Annotated in this window: 11 protein-coding genes; all 11 read left to right on the top strand. The window is 72.8% G+C overall.

Annotated features, from left to right (window positions below; genetic code table 11):
• Positions 1-7: 7 nt before the first annotated feature.
• Complete coding sequence (locus ACIQF6_RS13015) at positions 8-2,980, top strand: putative bifunctional diguanylate cyclase/phosphodiesterase (protein WP_400893686.1); 2,973 nt, start codon at positions 8-10, stop codon at positions 2,978-2,980.
• Between the two features lie 276 nt (positions 2,981-3,256).
• Positions 3,257-5,107: an acetolactate synthase large subunit gene (locus tag ACIQF6_RS13020; protein WP_400893688.1), complete on the top strand. Its 1,851-nt coding sequence runs from the start codon at positions 3,257-3,259 to the stop codon at positions 5,105-5,107.
• 23 nt (positions 5,108-5,130) lie between these two features.
• On the top strand, positions 5,131-5,655 hold the full coding sequence (ilvN, locus tag ACIQF6_RS13025) for an acetolactate synthase small subunit (RefSeq protein ID WP_043916846.1): 525 nt from the start codon (positions 5,131-5,133) through the stop codon (positions 5,653-5,655).
• A 101-nt stretch (positions 5,656-5,756) separates the two neighbouring features.
• The gene (gene ilvC, locus ACIQF6_RS13030; protein WP_035866415.1) at positions 5,757-6,755 is read left to right on the top strand and encodes a ketol-acid reductoisomerase; all 999 of its coding nucleotides are present in this window, start codon (positions 5,757-5,759) and stop codon (positions 6,753-6,755) included.
• A 221-nt stretch (positions 6,756-6,976) separates the two neighbouring features.
• Entirely contained in the window at positions 6,977-8,563 is a 1,587-nt protein-coding gene (gene serA, locus ACIQF6_RS13035) for a phosphoglycerate dehydrogenase (RefSeq protein WP_400893925.1), read from the top strand.
• Positions 8,564-8,853: 290 nt separating this feature from the next.
• Positions 8,854-9,015, top strand: coding sequence for a hypothetical protein (locus tag ACIQF6_RS13040; protein ID WP_400893690.1), 162 nt, complete (start codon positions 8,854-8,856; stop codon positions 9,013-9,015).
• Positions 9,016-9,110: 95 nt separating this feature from the next.
• Complete coding sequence (locus ACIQF6_RS13045; protein WP_400893692.1) at positions 9,111-12,134, top strand: S8 family serine peptidase; 3,024 nt, start codon at positions 9,111-9,113, stop codon at positions 12,132-12,134.
• A gap of 67 nt (positions 12,135-12,201) precedes the next feature.
• Complete coding sequence (locus tag ACIQF6_RS13050; RefSeq protein WP_043916124.1) at positions 12,202-13,239, top strand: 3-isopropylmalate dehydrogenase; 1,038 nt, start codon at positions 12,202-12,204, stop codon at positions 13,237-13,239.
• Positions 13,240-13,404: 165 nt separating this feature from the next.
• Positions 13,405-14,517 (top strand): branched-chain amino acid aminotransferase, encoded by a 1,113-nt coding sequence (locus ACIQF6_RS13055; protein WP_400893695.1) that lies wholly within the window; start codon positions 13,405-13,407, stop codon positions 14,515-14,517.
• 57 nt (positions 14,518-14,574) lie between these two features.
• Positions 14,575-14,697, top strand: a complete 123-nt coding sequence (locus tag ACIQF6_RS13060; RefSeq protein ID WP_400893697.1) for a hypothetical protein — start codon at positions 14,575-14,577, stop codon at positions 14,695-14,697.
• Positions 14,698-15,029: 332 nt separating this feature from the next.
• A complete protein-coding gene (gene cimA, locus ACIQF6_RS13065) occupies positions 15,030-16,634 on the top strand; it encodes a citramalate synthase (protein ID WP_400893699.1) in 1,605 nt (534 codons plus the stop codon).
• The last annotated feature ends 72 nt before the right edge of the window (positions 16,635-16,706 follow it).

A 16,706-nucleotide genomic window follows, 5' to 3' on the forward strand; every position in this document is an offset into this window, starting at 1 on the left:
GATGTCGATGAACTCCACCGAATCGGTGCTGCCTGCCCGCCCCGCCCTGCGCCGGCTCACGGCCGCGCTGCTCGCGGTGCTCTGCGCCGGCTACGCGGTGGGTGCCGGGATCGGCTGGGGATCGTGCGAACTCGCCCTGTTCATGGGGGACTTCGGCCTTGCTGCCGCCGCCCTCGCGGCCGCCCTGTCCTGCCTCGCGCACGGCATCGCGGTCGGCGGCCACACCCGTCCGGCCTGGCTGCTGTTCGGCCTCTCCTCGGCGGTGGTGGCGTTCGGCAACGGCGTCTGGGGCTGGTACGAGGTGGTGCTCGGCCGGCCGCTGCCGCCGGACTCCGCCGCCGACTTCCCGTTCCTGCTGTTCGCCCCGCTCGCCATCACCGGCCTGCTGGTGCTCGCCCAGCGCCCGCGCAATCCGGCCGGCTGGCTCTGCCTGGTGCTGGACGCCTGGCTGGTGGCCGGCTCGCTGTTCACCCTCAGCTGGAGCCTGGCGCTCGGCCGGGTCGCCGCCGGCGACGGCGACGACCCGCTGAAGCTCGCCCTCGGCCTCGGCTATCCGGTGCTGGACATCCTGCTGGTCAGCCTGGTGGTCGGCCTCAACGTCCGTGGCCGGGACCGCAATCGGGCCGCCGTGCACACCGCGATGATCGGCCTCGCCGTCACCGTGGTGTGCGACGCGCTGTTCACCACCCCGCAGTTCCACAGCGACTACCACTCCGGCGAGCTGCTGGACGCCGGCTGGTTCGCCGGCTCCCTGCTGCTCGCCTGGGCCCCCTGGTCGCACACCCGCCGCCCCAGCCGCGAACACCCCTCCACCCAGGGCTCGCCGCGCCGCCGGGTCGCCTCCACCTTCAGCGCGCTCACGCCCTACGCCGCCGCCGCGGTGTGCACCGCCGGCATCCTGTACAACGCGCTCGGCGGACGCCCGCTGGACCGGGTGATGCTCGCCGCCGCCAGCACCGTCGGACTGGCCCTGATCATCCGTCAGGGCGTCATGCTGATCGACAACCTCTCGCTGGCCCAGGAACTCGCCACCAAGGAAGCCCACTTCCGCTCCCTGGTGCAGGGCTCCAGCGACGTCATCATGATCGCCGGCCCGTCCGGGGCGCTGTCCTACGTCAGCCCCGCCGCGCTGCGGGTCTACAACCGGGACCCGGAGGAGCTGGTCGGCGGCAACCTGCTCAACCTGGTGCACCCCGAGGACGTCGACCGGGTGCTCGCCGAGGTGCGCCGGATCCTGGCCCGCGCCCGGGGCGCCCGGTTCCACAACGGCGAACCCTCCGCCCGGGTCGAGTGCCGGATCCGCTCCGGCGAGGGGGAGTGGCTGCACGTCGAGTCCACCGTCAACCCGTACCGCGACGGGCTGATCCTGAACAGCCGCGACATCACCGAACGGGTGCGCCTGCAGGCCCAGTTGCAGCACAACGCGTTCCACGACCCGCTGACCGACCTGCCCAACCGGGCGCTGTTCGCGCACCGCGTCCGGGCCGCGCTCTCCGCGCAGGGCCCGGCCGGCACCGCCGTCGCCGTGCTCTTCCTCGACCTGGACGGCTTCAAGGCCGTCAACGACACCGCCGGCCACCAGGTCGGCGACGAACTCCTGGTGCAGGCCGCCCGCCGGCTCCAGACCGCCGTCCGCACCGAGGACACCGTCGCCCGGTTCGGCGGCGACGAGTTCGCCGTCCTGGTCCGCGGCCGGCTCGGCCACCCGCAGGTCCGCGACCTCGCCGAACGCATCCGCGCCGCGCTCTCCGAGCCGTACTGGATCGGCGGCGCCGAACTCGGCGTCGCCGCCTCCATCGGCATCGCGTTCGGCCCCGACGCCCCGCCGCCCGCCCCCGACCCCGTCCCCGGCGAGGACGAGGACGCCCTCGCCCGCAGCGCCGACGCGCGGGCCGCGAGCGCCGCCGACGAACTGCTGCGCAACGCCGACCTGGCGATGTACCAGGCCAAGTCCCGCGGCAAGGGCCGGGTGGTGCTCTACACCCCGGCGATGCGCGCCGAACTCGACCGGCGCGGCGAACTGGAGGAACGGCTGCGCGCCGCCGTCCGCGAAGGCTCCTTCGCGCTGCTCCACCAGCCCGTGGTCGAACTGGCCGGCGGCCGGCTCACCGGCGTCGAGGCACAGGCCCGCTGGCGCTCCGCCGAAGGCCTGCTGCTCACCCCCGCCGAGTTCCTGCGCACCGCCGACACCGGCGACGGCGCCACCCGGTTCGCCCGCTGGCTGGTCACCGAGGCGGTCGCCGCCGCCGCCCGCCGCCGCGCCGACGGCCCCGCCGCGCCGCCCGTCCCGGTCACCGTCCGGCTGGCCGCCGAACGGCTCTGCGCCCCCGGCATGTACGAGACCCTGGCCGGCGCCCTGCGGGACACCGAACTGCCGCCCGACCTGCTCGTCCTGGAGGTCTCCCGGATGGGCCCCGACGCGCTCGCCGACGAACTCGGCCGCCGGCTGGCGGCGTTGCGCCGGCTCGGGGTGTCCACCGCACTCGCCGGGTTCGGCGCCGGCGGCGGCTCGCTCGGGGCGCTCGCCCGGATGCCGTTCGACGCGCTCAAACTGGACCGCAGCCTGGTCCAGGACATCGCCGACTCCACCCTCACCCGGGCGCTGGCCGGGCACGCGCTGCGGCTCGGCCGGGACCTCGGCCTGGTCACCGGCGCCGACGGCGTCGACCACCCCCGGCAGATCGCGGTGCTCCAGGAACTCGGCTGCCGGCGCGGCCAGGGCCTGGCCTTCGACCGCCCGCTCGACGAACTGCGCCTGCGCCGCGCCCTGCTGCGCCGCGGCTACCCCGTCCCGCGCCCCGGCCAGGGCCACCCCGGCCGGCGCCCGCTGCTCACCCCCGAGCCCCGCACAGGTGGCCTGGCGGAGGCTTCGGCAGGCCGTCCGGGGCACCTCCACAGCGGCCTTGAGCTGCCGCAACGCCACACCGTCGGGGGTCCGATCGGCGGCCCGAATGGTGAGACGTCGGTCCCACCAGCTTGACACCCACCGCTGCGTGGGAGGAAGGTCGGTGCCATGACCACCCGAATTCTCGTACTTGGCGGGCGCGTCGGCTGAAGAACAGCCTGACGCGCCTCCCCCTCGCATGCCCTTGGCACGAGGGGTTTTTTGTTGCACGAATCCGGGTCGGCCACCGCAGGAATCCTGGCCTCAACCCCCCGAAATCCGGACGATCGAGGCACCGCCGGAGACCGCCCAGGGAGCCACCGCCACCCGGGCCGGCGCCACCCCGAGCAGAACCCGAGAAGAGACAGGCAGATGACTGAGCACGCCGCAACCCCCCGTCGTGGGGACCACCCGGCCGCCCACGCTCCGGGTCAGCAGACCATCGAGACCATGACCGGCGCGCAGTCGCTCATTCGCTCGCTCGAGGCCGTCGGGGCCGACACGGTCTTCGGCATTCCGGGTGGCGCCATCCTCCCGGCGTACGACCCGCTGATGGATTCCACCAAGGTCCGGCACATCCTGGTCCGCCACGAGCAGGGCGCCGGCCACGCCGCGACCGGCTACGCGCAGGCCACCGGCAAGGTCGGCGTCTGCATGGCCACCTCGGGCCCCGGCGCCACCAACCTGGTCACCCCGATCGCCGACGCCTACATGGACTCGGTCCCGATGGTCGCGATCACCGGCCAGGTCGCCTCCAAGGCGATCGGCACGGACGCCTTCCAGGAGGCGGACATCTGCGGCATCACCATGCCGATCACCAAGCACAACTACCTGGTGACCGACCCCGCCGAGATCCCCCGGGTGATCGCCGAGGCGTTCCACATCGCCGCCACCGGCCGTCCCGGCCCGGTGCTGGTCGACATCGCCAAGGACGCCCTGCAGGCCACCACCACCTTCCGCTGGCCGGTCGAGGCCTCGCTGCCCGGCTACCGCCCCGTCACCAAGCCGCACGCCAAGCAGATCCGCGAGGCCGCCAAGCTGCTGGTGGGCTCCAAGCGCCCGGTGCTGTACGTCGGCGGCGGCGTGCTGAAGGCCAACGCCGGCGCCGAGCTGCGCATCCTGGCCGAGCTGACCGGCGCCCCCGTGGTCACCACCCTGATGGCGATCGGCGTCTTCCCGGACAGCCACCCGCAGCACCTGGGCATGCCCGGCATGCACGGCTCGGTCCCCGCGGTCACCGCGCTGCAGAAGTCCGACCTGCTGTTCACCCTGGGCGCCCGCTTCGACGACCGGGTCACCGGCAAGCTCGACTCGTTCGCCCCGAACGCCAAGGTCGTGCACGCCGACATCGACCCGGCCGAGATCGGCAAGAACCGCCCGGCGGACGTCCCGATCGTCGGCGACGCCCGCGAGGTGCTGGCCGACCTGATCGTCGCCGTCCAGGCCGAGTTCGACGCCGGCCACCGCGGCGACTACGCGGACTGGTGGACCAAGCTCAACCACTGGAAGCAGACCTACCCGATCGGTCACGAGCCCGCCCCCGACGGCATGCTGTCGCCGCAGCAGGTCATCGAGCGGATCGGCAAGCTGGTCGGCCCGGACGCGATCTACGCGGCGGGCGTCGGCCAGCACCAGATGTGGGCCAGCCAGTTCATCCAGTTCGAGAAGCCCGCGACCTGGCTGAACTCCGGCGGCGCCGGAACCATGGGCTACGCCGTCCCGGCGGCGATGGGCGCCAAGGCCGGAAAGCCGGACGTCCCGGTCTGGGCGATCGACGGCGACGGCTGCTTCCAGATGACCAATCAGGAACTGACCACCTGCACCCTGAACAACCTGCCGATCAAGGTCGCGGTCATCAACAACGGCTCGCTGGGCATGGTCCGCCAGTGGCAGACGCTGTTCTACAACCAGCGCTACTCCAACACGGTCCTGCACTCCGGCCCCGGCCACGACGGCATCGAGCAGCCCGCCCAGGGCACCCGGATCCCGGACTTCGTGATGCTGTCCGAGGCGATGGGCTGCGTCGGTCTGCGCTGCGAGCGCCCCGAGGACCTGGACGCCGTCATCAAGCAGGCCATGGAGATCAACGACCGCCCGGTGGTCATCGACTTCATCGTCCACCAGGACGCGATGGTCTGGCCGATGGTCGCGGCCGGCACCAGCAATGACGAGATCCAGTTCGCCCGGGGCGTGCGCCCCGACTTCGGCGACGACCAGGACTGACGAGTCGGAAAGCGATGACCACCATGTCCAAGCACACCCTGTCGGTCCTGGTCGAGAACAAGCCCGGCGTGCTCGCCCGGATCGCCGCGCTGTTCTCCCGCCGCGGCTTCAACATCGACTCGCTGGCGGTCGGCCCGACCGAGCACCCCGACATCTCCCGGATGACCATCGTGGTCAACGTCGAGGAGCTGCCGCTGGAGCAGGTCACCAAGCAGCTCAACAAGCTGGTCAACGTGATCAAGATCGTGGAGCTCGACCAGGCGCAGGCCGTCCAGCGCGAACTCGTGCTGGTGAAGGTCCGCGCCGACGCCGAGACCCGCTCCCAGGTCACCGAGATCGTCCAGCTGTTCCGCGCCAAGACCGTCGACGTGTCGCCCGACGCGGTGACGGTCGAGGCGACCGGCTCGTCGGACAAGCTGGAGGCCATGCTGAAGATGCTGGAGCCTTACGGCATCAAGGAGTTGGTGCAGTCCGGCCTGGTCGCGATCGGCCGCGGCGCCCGCTCCATCACGGACCGCTCGCTGCGCGCGCTCGACCGCAGCGCCTGACGCGCGCCGTCTCAACACTCAAGCAGCACCACCGAACCCCCGCCGGGTGCGCCTACGGTAGGAGCACCCGGCAACACCACCACGCAAGGAGATGTGCCCCCGTGGCCGAGCTGTTCTACGAAGACGACGCCGACCTGTCCATCATCCAGGGCCGCAAGGTCGCGGTCATCGGCTACGGCAGCCAGGGCCACGCCCACGCGCTGTCGCTGCGTGACTCGGGCGTCGACGTCCGCGTCGGTCTGCTGGAGGGCTCCAAGTCCCGCGCCGCCGCCGCCGAGGCCGGCCTGCGCGTGGTCACCCCGTCCGAGGCCGCGGCCGAGGCCGACGTCATCATGATCCTGGTGCCGGACCCGATCCAGGCCGACGTCTACAAGGAGGCCATCGAGCCGAACCTGAAGGCGGGCGACGCCCTGTTCTTCGGCCACGGCCTGAACATCCGCTTCGGCTTCATCCAGCCGCCGGCCGACGTCGACGTCTGCATGGTCGCCCCGAAGGGCCCGGGCCACCTGGTCCGCCGCCAGTACCAGGAGGGCCGCGGCGTCCCGTGCATCGTGGCCGTCGAGCAGGACGCCACCGGCAAGGCCTTCGACCTGGCGCTGTCCTACGCCAAGGGCATCGGCGGCACCAAGGCCGGCGTCATCAAGACCACCTTCACCGAGGAGACCGAGACCGACCTGTTCGGTGAGCAGGCCGTCCTCTGCGGTGGCACCGCCGCCCTGGTCAAGGCCGGCTTCGAGACCCTGGTCGAGGCGGGCTACCAGCCCGAGATCGCCTACTTCGAGTGCCTGCACGAGCTGAAGCTGATCGTCGACCTGATGTACGAGGGCGGCCTGGAGAAGATGCGCTGGTCGGTCTCCGAGACCGCCGAGTGGGGCGACTACGTGACCGGCCCCCGCATCATCACCGCCGACACCAAGGCCGAGATGAAGAAGGTCCTCGCGGAGATCCAGGACGGCACCTTCGCCAACACCTGGATCGCCGAGTACAAGGCCGGCCTGCCGAAGTACAACGAGTACAAGAACGCGGACGCCGACCACCTGCTGGAGACCACCGGCAAGAAGCTCCGCAAGCTGATGTCCTGGGTGGACCAGGAAGCCTGATCGGCTTGTACAACAAGGCTGTTCCCGTCCGGGTGATTTCGCCGGACGGGAGCAGTCCCCCCGGCGGCCCGCCGATAGACTCCCGAATACGCGTCAGGCCCACAGCGTCGTGCGTCTAGCTACGCGACATGCCACCTTCCCCCGCCGCGCGCACGCCACCTCACGTGCCCTCCGCCCGGTGGGGTGAACCGGACAGTTAAGGACACACTGTCGTGAGCGCTGTGACCTCCAAGAACGCCGTCGTCCTCATCGCCGAAGAGCTCTCGCCCGCCACCGTGGACGCGCTGGGCCCCGACTTCGAGATCCGGCACTGCAACGGCGCCGACCGCGCCGAGCTGCTGGCCGCGATCGCCGACGTCGACGCCATCCTGATCCGCTCCGCCACCAAGGTGGACGCCGAGGCGCTGGCCGCCGCCAAGAAGCTCAAGGTCGTCGCCCGCGCCGGCGTCGGTCTGGACAACGTCGACGTCGCCGCCTCCACCAAGGCCGGCGTGATGGTCGTCAACGCGCCGACCTCCAACATCGTCACCGCCGCCGAGCTCGCCTGCGGTCTGCTGATCTCGGTCGCCCGCAACATCGCGCCCGCCAACGCCGCGCTCAAGGGCGGCGAGTGGAAGCGCAACAAGTACACCGGCGTCGAGCTCAGCGAGAAGACCCTCGGCGTGGTCGGCCTCGGCCGGATCGGCGTCCTGGTCGCGCAGCGGATGTCCGCGTTCGGCATGAAGATCGTCGCCTACGACCCCTACATCCAGGCCGCCCGCGCGGCCCAGATGGGCGTCAAGCTGCTCTCCCTCGAAGAGCTGCTGGAGGTCGCGGACTTCATCACCGTGCACCTGCCGAAGACCCCCGAGACCATCGGCCTGATCGGCGACGAGGCGCTGCACAAGGTCAAGCCGAGCGTGCGGATCGTCAACGCGGCCCGCGGCGGCATCGTCGACGAGGACGCGCTGCTGCGCGCCCTGCAGGACGGCCGGGTGGCCGGCGCGGGCCTGGACGTCTACTCCAAGGAGCCGTGCACCGACTCGCCGCTGTTCGCCTTCGACAACGTGGTCGCCACCCCGCACCTGGGCGCCTCCACCGACGAGGCGCAGGAGAAGGCCGGCATCGCGGTCGCCAAGTCGGTGCGCCTCGCGCTGGCCGGCGAACTGGTGCCGGACGCGGTCAACGTCCAGGGCGGCGTGATCGCCGAGGACGTGCGCCCGGGCCTCCCGCTGGCCGAGAAGCTCGGCCGGATCTTCACCGCGCTGGCCGGCGAGGTCGCCGTCCGCCTCGACGTCGAGGTCCGCGGCGAGATCACCCAGCACGACGTGAAGGTGCTCGAACTCTCCGCGCTGAAGGGCGTGTTCGAGGACGTGGTGGCCGAGACGGTGTCCTACGTCAACGCCCCGCTGTTCGCCCAGGAGCGCGGCGTCGAGGTCCGCCTGACCACCTCCAGCGAGTCGCCCGAGCACCGCAACGTGATCACCGTCCGCGGCACCCTGGCGAACGGCGGGGAGGTGTCGATCTCCGGCACCCTCTCCGGCCACAAGCAGACCCAGAAGATCGTCGGCGTCGACGGCTTCGACGTGGACGTGGCGCTCACCGACCACATGGCGTTCTTCCACTACGAGGACCGTCCCGGCGTGGTCGGCACCCTCGGGCGGATCCTCGGCGACGCCGGCATCAACATCGCCGGCATGCAGGTGGCCCGCGACGGCGACAACGCGCTCGCCTCGATCACCGTGGACACCGAGGTCTCGCAGGAGGTCCTGACGGAGATCTCCGCCGCCATCGGCGCCGGCTTCGCCCGCGCGGTGAACCTGGGCTGACGCCCCCGCAGTACGCCCGAACGGCCCTTCCGCCCTTGAGACGGAAGGGCCGTTCGTGTACCCGGGGGCCGTCGCCGTCTCAGATACTAGGAAATCCAAGTAATTCGGCGACAGCGCGGTCCGCCCGCCGTACTGTGGAGTAGTCATACGGTGCGCCACCCCCGCAACGCCGGGGCGCCTGGCCCGTGTGCACGTACGCGAAGTGGCGGGCGACCCTCGCCGGGCGTACTTCTACTCTCCTCACCACTCTCGCCCGCGCGCTGCTGCGCCCCCGCACCAAGGAGCCCGGTATGCCTTTCGTCGCAGACCGCACCACCGCCCCCACCGCGCCCGCCACCGTCACCGCCGTCGCCCAGCTGCGCCGCCGCCGCGCCCAGGCCGACCCGCGCACCGCCGCCGCCCTGCAGCGCGCCCTCGACCGCCGCGACAATGGCGCCCCCGTGGAACGCTGAGCCCCAACGGCCGTACTGGGCCGGTCGGGTGACTTACCGTCACCCATGCGGTGAACGTCCGCACCCGGCCCGGCGACGGCTCCTAGGTTGGGGCGGTGCGCACCGCCCTCGGCCTCCTCGCCGTCCTCGCCCTGCTCGCCCCGACCGCCCCCGCGGCGGCCGCCCCACCCGTCCGGCCGCACGCGGCGACCACCGCGGTCTTACTCGAACTCACCACCGAGCCCGCCGCCACCGCCTGGCGCCGCGCCCAGGACGGCGCCCGGCGCGAACGCCGCACCCCCGACCAGACCAGGCGCGCCGCGGCCGCGGCCGGCAGCGCCCAGCGCGCGGCCGCGGACCGCTCGCTGGACACCCTCACCGCCACGCTGCGGCGCGCCGTCCCCGAAGCCCGCCCGCTGTACCGCACCCGCACCCTGGTCAGCGGGCTCGCCCTGCGGCTGCCCGCCGACGAACTCCCGCGCCTGGCCGGCCTGCCCGGCGTCCGGGCCGTCCACCCCGTGACGCTCAAGCAGCGCGCCAACGGGTACGCGGTGCCGCTCACCGGTGCCCCGAAAGTGTGGGACGGGCCCGCCGGCCACACCGGCGAAGGCGTCCGGATCGGCATCGTCGACTCCGGCATCGACTACACCCACGCCGACTTCGGCGGCCCCGGCACCCCCGAGGCGTACCGCGCCGTCGACAGCGCCAAGCCCGCGCCCGCCGGACTGTTCCCCAACGACAAGGTGATCGGCGGCAAGGACCTGGTCGGCGACGACTACGACCCCGACCCGGCCGCCGAGGACCACCAGCCCGTCCCGCACCCCGACGACAACCCGCTCGACTGCGCCGCCAACGGCCACGGCACCCACGTCGCCGGCACCGCCGCCGGCCTCGGCGTCACCGCCGACGGCAAGACCTACCGCGGCCCCTACCGGCCCGGCCTGAACCCCGCCGACTTCAAGGTCGCCCCCGGCGCGGCCCCCGGCGCCCAGCTGTACGCCATCAAGGTGTTCGGCTGCCACGGCTCCACCGACCAGCTCGCCGCCGCCCTCGACCTGGCCGCCGACCCGAACGGCGACGGCGACCTCTCCGACCGGCTCGACGTCGTCAACCTCTCCCTCGGCAGCTCCTTCGGCAGCCCCGACGACGCCGACGCCCTCGCCGCCGACCGGCTCGCCGCACTCGGCACCGTGGTGGTCGCCGCCGCCGGCAACGAGGGCGACGTGTACGGCATCGGCGGCAGCCCCGGCGCCGCCGCCCGGGTGCTCACCGCCGCCGCCTCCGTCGACGGGCACGGCGACGCCGACGGCATCACCGTGCTCGCCCCCGCCGCCCTCGCCGGAACCGTCCCCGCGCACTGGAGCAACCGGTACACCCGGTGGGACACCGCCGCCGTCGGCGGTGAACTCGCCGTCCCCGCAGCCGACTCCGACGGCTGTGCGGCGTTCGACGCGGCCGACGCCGACCGACTGCGCGGAAGGATCGCCCTGCTGCGCTGGACCACCAAGGACGCCGACCGGGCCTGCGGCTCCGGCCCGCGCGCCGACCACGCCGCCGACGCCGGGGCGATCGGCGCGCTGTACGCCGCCGACGGCGACAACCTCGGCGAGATCGCCGGCGACGAACGCATTCCCGCCGCGATCCTGGCCCGCGCCGACGGCGAACGCCTGCTGGCGGCCACCCGGGAAGGCCCCGTGACCGTCCGGCTCGCCGCCCCCGGCAACCCGCTGCACGGCGCCGTCCCGCAGGACCAGCCGCAGCGCGTCGACACCCTCGCCTCCTTCACCTCCCGCGGCATCGGCGTGGACGGCATCGTCAAACCCGACCTGGCCGCGCCCGGCGAGACCATCTGGTCCGCGAAGGCCGGCACCGGCAGCGGCGGCATGCGCGAGGACGGCACCTCGATGGCCACCCCGCACCTGGCCGGCCTGGCCGCGCTGGTCCGCTCCGCCCGCCCCGGGCTGGGCGCCGCCGAGATCAAGGCCGCGCTGATGAACACCGCCACCGACACCTACCTGCACGACGACCGCACCGGGCCGGTGTACGGCCCCGAGCGCACCGGCAGCGGCCGGGTCCGGGCGGACGAAGCCGTCCGCACCCCCGCGCTCGCCTACGGCACCCAGCTCGACGGGGCGGTCGGCGTCTCGTTCGGCGTGGTCGAGGCGACCGGGGCGTACACCGCGAGCCGGGAGGTCGCCGTCCACAATCTGAGTGACCGTCAACTCGCCTACGGGGTCGGCTACTCCTCCTCGACCGACGTTCCCGGGGCGTCCTTCGCGTTCGCCCCGCCCCGGGTCGTCCTCCCGCCGCACGGCACCGCGAACGTCACCGTCACGCTGCGGCTCGCCGGCGGCCTCGGACGCGCCCCCGACCCCACCCTCGACCTCGTCCAGGCCGGGCACCCCCGCACCTACCGGAGCGAACTCTCCGGGCGGCTGCTGCTCACTCCCGCCGACCCCGCGCTGCCCGCCCTCCGCGTCCCGCTGTTCGCCGCGCCGCGCCACGCGACCGACGCCACCGCGTTCGGCGCCCCCGCCGCGTTCGCCGTCGCCGGGCCCGACCTGCTCACCGTCCTGCAGCCCGGCGGCGCCTCCGACTCCGACCTGAGGTACGCGGCCGCCGCCGTCGACGACCAGGGCATCCTCTACCTCGCCGCCGTCCGGTCCGCCCCCGCCGCCACCCCCGCCGGCATCACCGGCGTCCGCGCCTCCCTCGACCTCGACGGCGACGGCGCCCCCGACGCGACCGTCGTCGCCGACCGCCTCCCCGGCAGCGACGTCCTGGTCGCCCGCACCCTCGACGCCCGCACCGGCGCCGAACTCGACGTCCAGCCGCTGGGCGGCCGCTGGGGCGACACCGACACCGCCCTGCTCGACTCCGACACCGTCCTCCTCCCCGTCCGCCTCGCCGCCCTCCCCCCGGCCACCGCCCTCCACTACACCCTGTGGACCGGCCCCACCCCCGACCCCGCCACCGCCCTAGCCACCCTCGGCCCGTTCCCCGTCGACCTCACCCGCCCCACCCCCGTCCTGCACGCCGTCCGCCCCGGCGAGATCCTCCACACCCCCCTGCGCGACGCCCTCCTGCTCCACCACCTCAACCCGGTCGGCCGCCGCGTCCAGGCCCTCACCCCGGGCTGAGCCGGCCTTCCGTCCAGATGGTGGACGGTGCGTGCTCAGGGCCTGGGACGGTTGTACTGTCCGAAACATGTCTCGCACCATTCGTCTTGCAGTGATTCCCGGTGACGGCATCGGCCAGGAGGTCGTGGCCGAGGGCCTCAAGGTGCTTCGCGCCGCCCTGCCCTCCGATGTGAAGCTGGAGACCACCGAGTACGACCTCGGGGCCCGGCTGTACCACCGGACCGGGGAGACGCTGCCGGATGCGGTGCTGGAGGAGCTCAAGGGGCAGGACGCGATCCTGCTCGGGGCGATCGGCGACCCGAGCGTGCCGTCCGGGGTGCTGGAGCGGGGGCTGCTGCTGAAGCTGCGGTTCGCGTTCGACCACCACATCAACCTGCGTCCCGGCAAGCTGTTCCCGGGTGTGCAGTCGCCGCTGGCGGGGCAGCCGGAGATCGACTTCGTGGTGGTCCGCGAGGGCACCGAGGGCCCGTACGTCGGCAACGGCGGCACGCTGCGCACCGGTACGCCGCAGGAGGTCGCCACCGAGGTCAGCCTGAACACCGCGTTCGGCATCGAGCGGGTCGTCCGGGACGCCTACCGCCGTGCCCAGGCCCGCCCGCGCAAGAAGCTGACGCTGGTTCACAAGAACAACGTGCTGGTGCACGCCGGCCACCTGTGGACCCGGATCTTCGAGCAGGTCGGCCGGGAGTTCCCCGAGGTCACCACCGACTACCTGCACGTGGACGCGGCGACGATCTTCTTCGTCACGCAGCCCGAGCGGTTCGACGTGATCGTCACCGACAACCTGTTCGGCGACATCCTGACCGACCTCGCCGCGGCCGTCACCGGCGGCATCGGCCTGGCCGCGTCCGGCAACATCAACCCGAGCGGCGACTTCCCGTCGATGTTCGAGCCGGTGCACGGCTCCGCCCCGGACATCGCCGGCCAGGGCAAGGCCGACCCGACCGCCACCGTGCTGTCGGTCGCCATGCTGCTGGAGCACCTCGGCTTCGCCGCCGAGGCCGCCCAGGTCGAGGCTGCGGTCGCCGCGGACCTCACCGAGCGGGCCGGCGCCCGGTCCACCTCCGAGGTCGGCGACGCGCTCGCCGCCCGAGTATCGGGCTGACCGGCCGGACCACAATTCCGGCCGACGGGCCGGTTCATAGACGTACAGCCTCCCGGCTGTTCGGCACGGCCCTCTGGATGCGAGTATCGACAGTGGGCCGTGCCGTCATGCGTTCCTCCGCCCGGCGGTGGCCCAGCCAAAACCCACGGTGAAGGACAGACAGCCATGAGCACGCCCACCCAGGCGCCCATCACGTTCGACCTCAAGCCCTCGGCGCAGCCGCTGTCCGACGCGGAGCGCGAGGCCCGACTGGCCAACCCCGGCTTCGGCCGGATCTTCACCGACCACATGGTGACCATCCGCTGGACCGAGGGCCGCGGCTGGCACGACGCCCAGCTGACGCCGTACGCGCCGCTGGAGATCGACCCGGCCAACATGACCCTGCACTACGGCCAGGCGATCTTCGAAGGCCTGAAGGCCTACCGCCAGGCCGACGGCTCCATCGCGACCTTCCGCCCGGAGGCCAACGCCGAGCGCTTCCAGGCCTCCGCGCGCCGCCTGGCGATGCCCGAGCTGCCCGTCGAGGCGTTCGTCGAGGCCGTCGAGCTGCTGGTCGCCCAGGACCAGGCGTGGGTGCCGAACCAGCCCGAGCAGAGCCTCTACCTGCGGCCGTTCATGTTCGCCACCGAGGTCGGACTGGGCGTCCGCCCGGCGAACTCCTACCTCTTCATGATCATCGCCTCGCCGGCCGGCGCGTACTTCTCCGGCGGCGTCAAGCCGGTCTCGGTCTGGCTCTCCGAGGACTACGTCCGCGCCGCGCCGGGCGGCACCGGCGCCGCGAAGTGCGCCGGCAACTACGCGGCCTCGCTGGTCGCCCAGGCCGAGGCCGCCGCCAAGGGCTGCGACCAGGTGGTCTGGCTGGACGCCGCCGAGCACAAGTGGGTCGAGGAGATGGGAGGCATGAACCTCTACTTCGTCGTCGGCGAGGGCGAGAACGCCACCGTCGTCACCCCCGAGCTCTCCGGCGCCCTGCTCCCCGGCATCACCCGCGACTCGCTGCTCACCCTCGCCAACGACCTCGGCTACGCCTCCGAGGAGCGCCGGATCTCCACCGACGAGTGGAAGCAGGGCAACGCCGACGGCACCATCACCGAGGTCTTCGCCTGCGGCACCGCCGCCGTCATCACCCCCGTCGGCCACGTCAAGTCCGCGGCCGCCGACTGGACCGTCGCCACCGGCGAGCCCGGCCCCGTCACCATGCAGCTCCGCGAGGCCCTCCTCGCCGTCCAGAGCGGCCACCGCCCGGACACCCACGGCTGGCTGCACAAGATCGTCTGACCCGACAACCACCCCGGGTGCGCCGCCGCGGCGTCCCCGGGGTGACTTCTGTGCGGGGTGCTGTGCCGCGGTCCGGCCGACGGCGACCACGCCACCACCGCCACGGCGCCCGTCGGGCGTCCGCTGCCGCTGCCCGAGCCGTTCGGGTTCGAGCCGGCCGCCGCCGGGCTGTTCGCGTAGCCGTTCCGGATGGCGAGACGGGTTCCGGCGGTGGAGAAGGTGTGTGCAAGACTGCGAGGGTGTCCTCGCTTTCGCTGATTATTAGCAGCAGGCGCGCCGGTCCGCAGTGACCGCTTCCGTGGCAACACCCTGACCGCGGAGCGACCACCAGCGTCCAGACCCGCGCGCAGACCTCTCGCACCCGCGAGGGGTCTTTTGTTTTGTCCCGGACCGGCCCGGGCCCTCACGAGGGGACCGGAGACATCGGGGATGCGCGCGGGATGCTGGACAGTGGAGCCGGATTCCGATCCCGGCAACAATGCACCACTCCACCGAACGGAGAACCCAGGGCCATGACCGAGGCCAACAGCCGCCTGCACGACGGCTTCCACGTCTTCGACACCACGCTCCGCGACGGCGCCCAGCGGGAGGGGATCAACCTCACCGTGGCGGACAAGCTGGCCATCGCGCGCCACCTGGACGAGTTCGGCGTCGGCTTCATCGAGGGCGGCTGGCCCGGCGCCAACCCCCGCGACACCGAGTTCTTCGCCCGCGCCCAGGCCGAACTTGAGCTGAAGAACGCCCAGTTGGTGGCGTTCGGGGCGACCCGCCGGGCCGGCGGGAAGGCCGCCGAGGACCCGCAGCTGGCGGCGCTGGTGGCGTCCGGCGCGCCGGTGGTGACGCTGGTGGCGAAGTCCCACGACCGGCATGTGGAGCTCGCGCTGCGCACCACGCTGGAGGAGAACCTGGAGATGGTCCGGGACAGCGTGGAGTTCCTGCGCTCCCAGGGCCGCCGGGTGTTCATCGACTGCGAGCACTTCTTCGACGGGTACCGGGCGAACCCGGAGTACGCGGTGGCCGTGGTCCGGGCCGCGCACGAGGCCGGCGCGGACGTGGTCGTGCTGTGCGACACCAACGGCGGCATGCTGCCGGCCGGGGTGCACGAGATCGTCGCCGCCGTCCTCGCGGAGACGGGCGCCCGGCTGGGCATCCACGCGCAGGACGACACCGGCTGCGCGGTCGCCAACACGCTGGCCGCGGTGGACGCGGGCGCCACCCACGTGCAGTGCACCGCGAACGGCTACGGGGAGCGGGTCGGCAACGCCAACCTGTTCCCGGTGACGGCGGCGCTGGAGCTGAAGTACGACCGCCGGGTGCTGCCGGCCGGCAGCCTCGCCGAGATGACCCGGATCTCGCACGCCATCGCCGAGGTGGTCAACCTGACCCCGTCCACGCACCAGCCGTACGTCGGCTTCTCGGCGTTCGCGCACAAGGCGGGCCTGCACGCCTCCGCGATCAAGGTGGACCCGGACCTGTACCAGCACATCGACCCGGCGCTGGTCGGCAACAGCATGCGGATGCTGGTGTCCGACATGGCGGGCCGGGCGTCGATCGAGCTGAAGGGCAAGGAGCTGGGCTACGACCTGTCCAGTGACCGCGACCTGGCGGGCCGGGTGGTGGCCCGGGTGAAGGCGCAGGAGAACCTGGGCTACACCTACGAGGCGGCGGACGCCTCCTTCGAGCTGCTGCTGCGCGACGAGGTGAACGGCGGCGAGCGGGTGCGGTTCTTCGAGCTGGAGTCCTGGCGGTCCATCAGCGAGCAGGGCCCGGAGGGCCGGGCCGGCAACGAGGCCACCGTGAAGCTGTGGGCGCGGGGCGAGCGGAAGGTCGCCACCGGCGAGGGCAACGGCCCGGTGGACGCGCTGGACAAGGCGCTGCGGGCGGCGCTGGAGCCGATCTTCCCGCCGCTGGCGAAGCTGGAGCTGGTGGACTACAAGGTCCGCATCCTGGAGGGCCAGCACGGCACCGGTTCGAAGACCCGGGTGCTGATCGAGTCCACCGACGGCACCGGGACCTGGTCGACGGTCGGTGTCGCCGACAATGTGATCGCGGCGTCCTGGGTGGCGCTCGAAGACGCCTACACGTACGGCCTGCTGAGGGCCGATCAGCAGCCGTAACAGCGGTCGGTGCGAGGAAGTGCCCAGGGGGCGTGCGGAAAGCTCCGCACGCCCCCTTCTGGGCGTGACCAT

The sequence above is a fragment of the Kitasatospora sp. NPDC092948 genome (assembly GCF_044754805.1).
Classification (GTDB): Bacteria; Actinomycetota; Actinomycetes; order Streptomycetales; family Streptomycetaceae; genus Kitasatospora.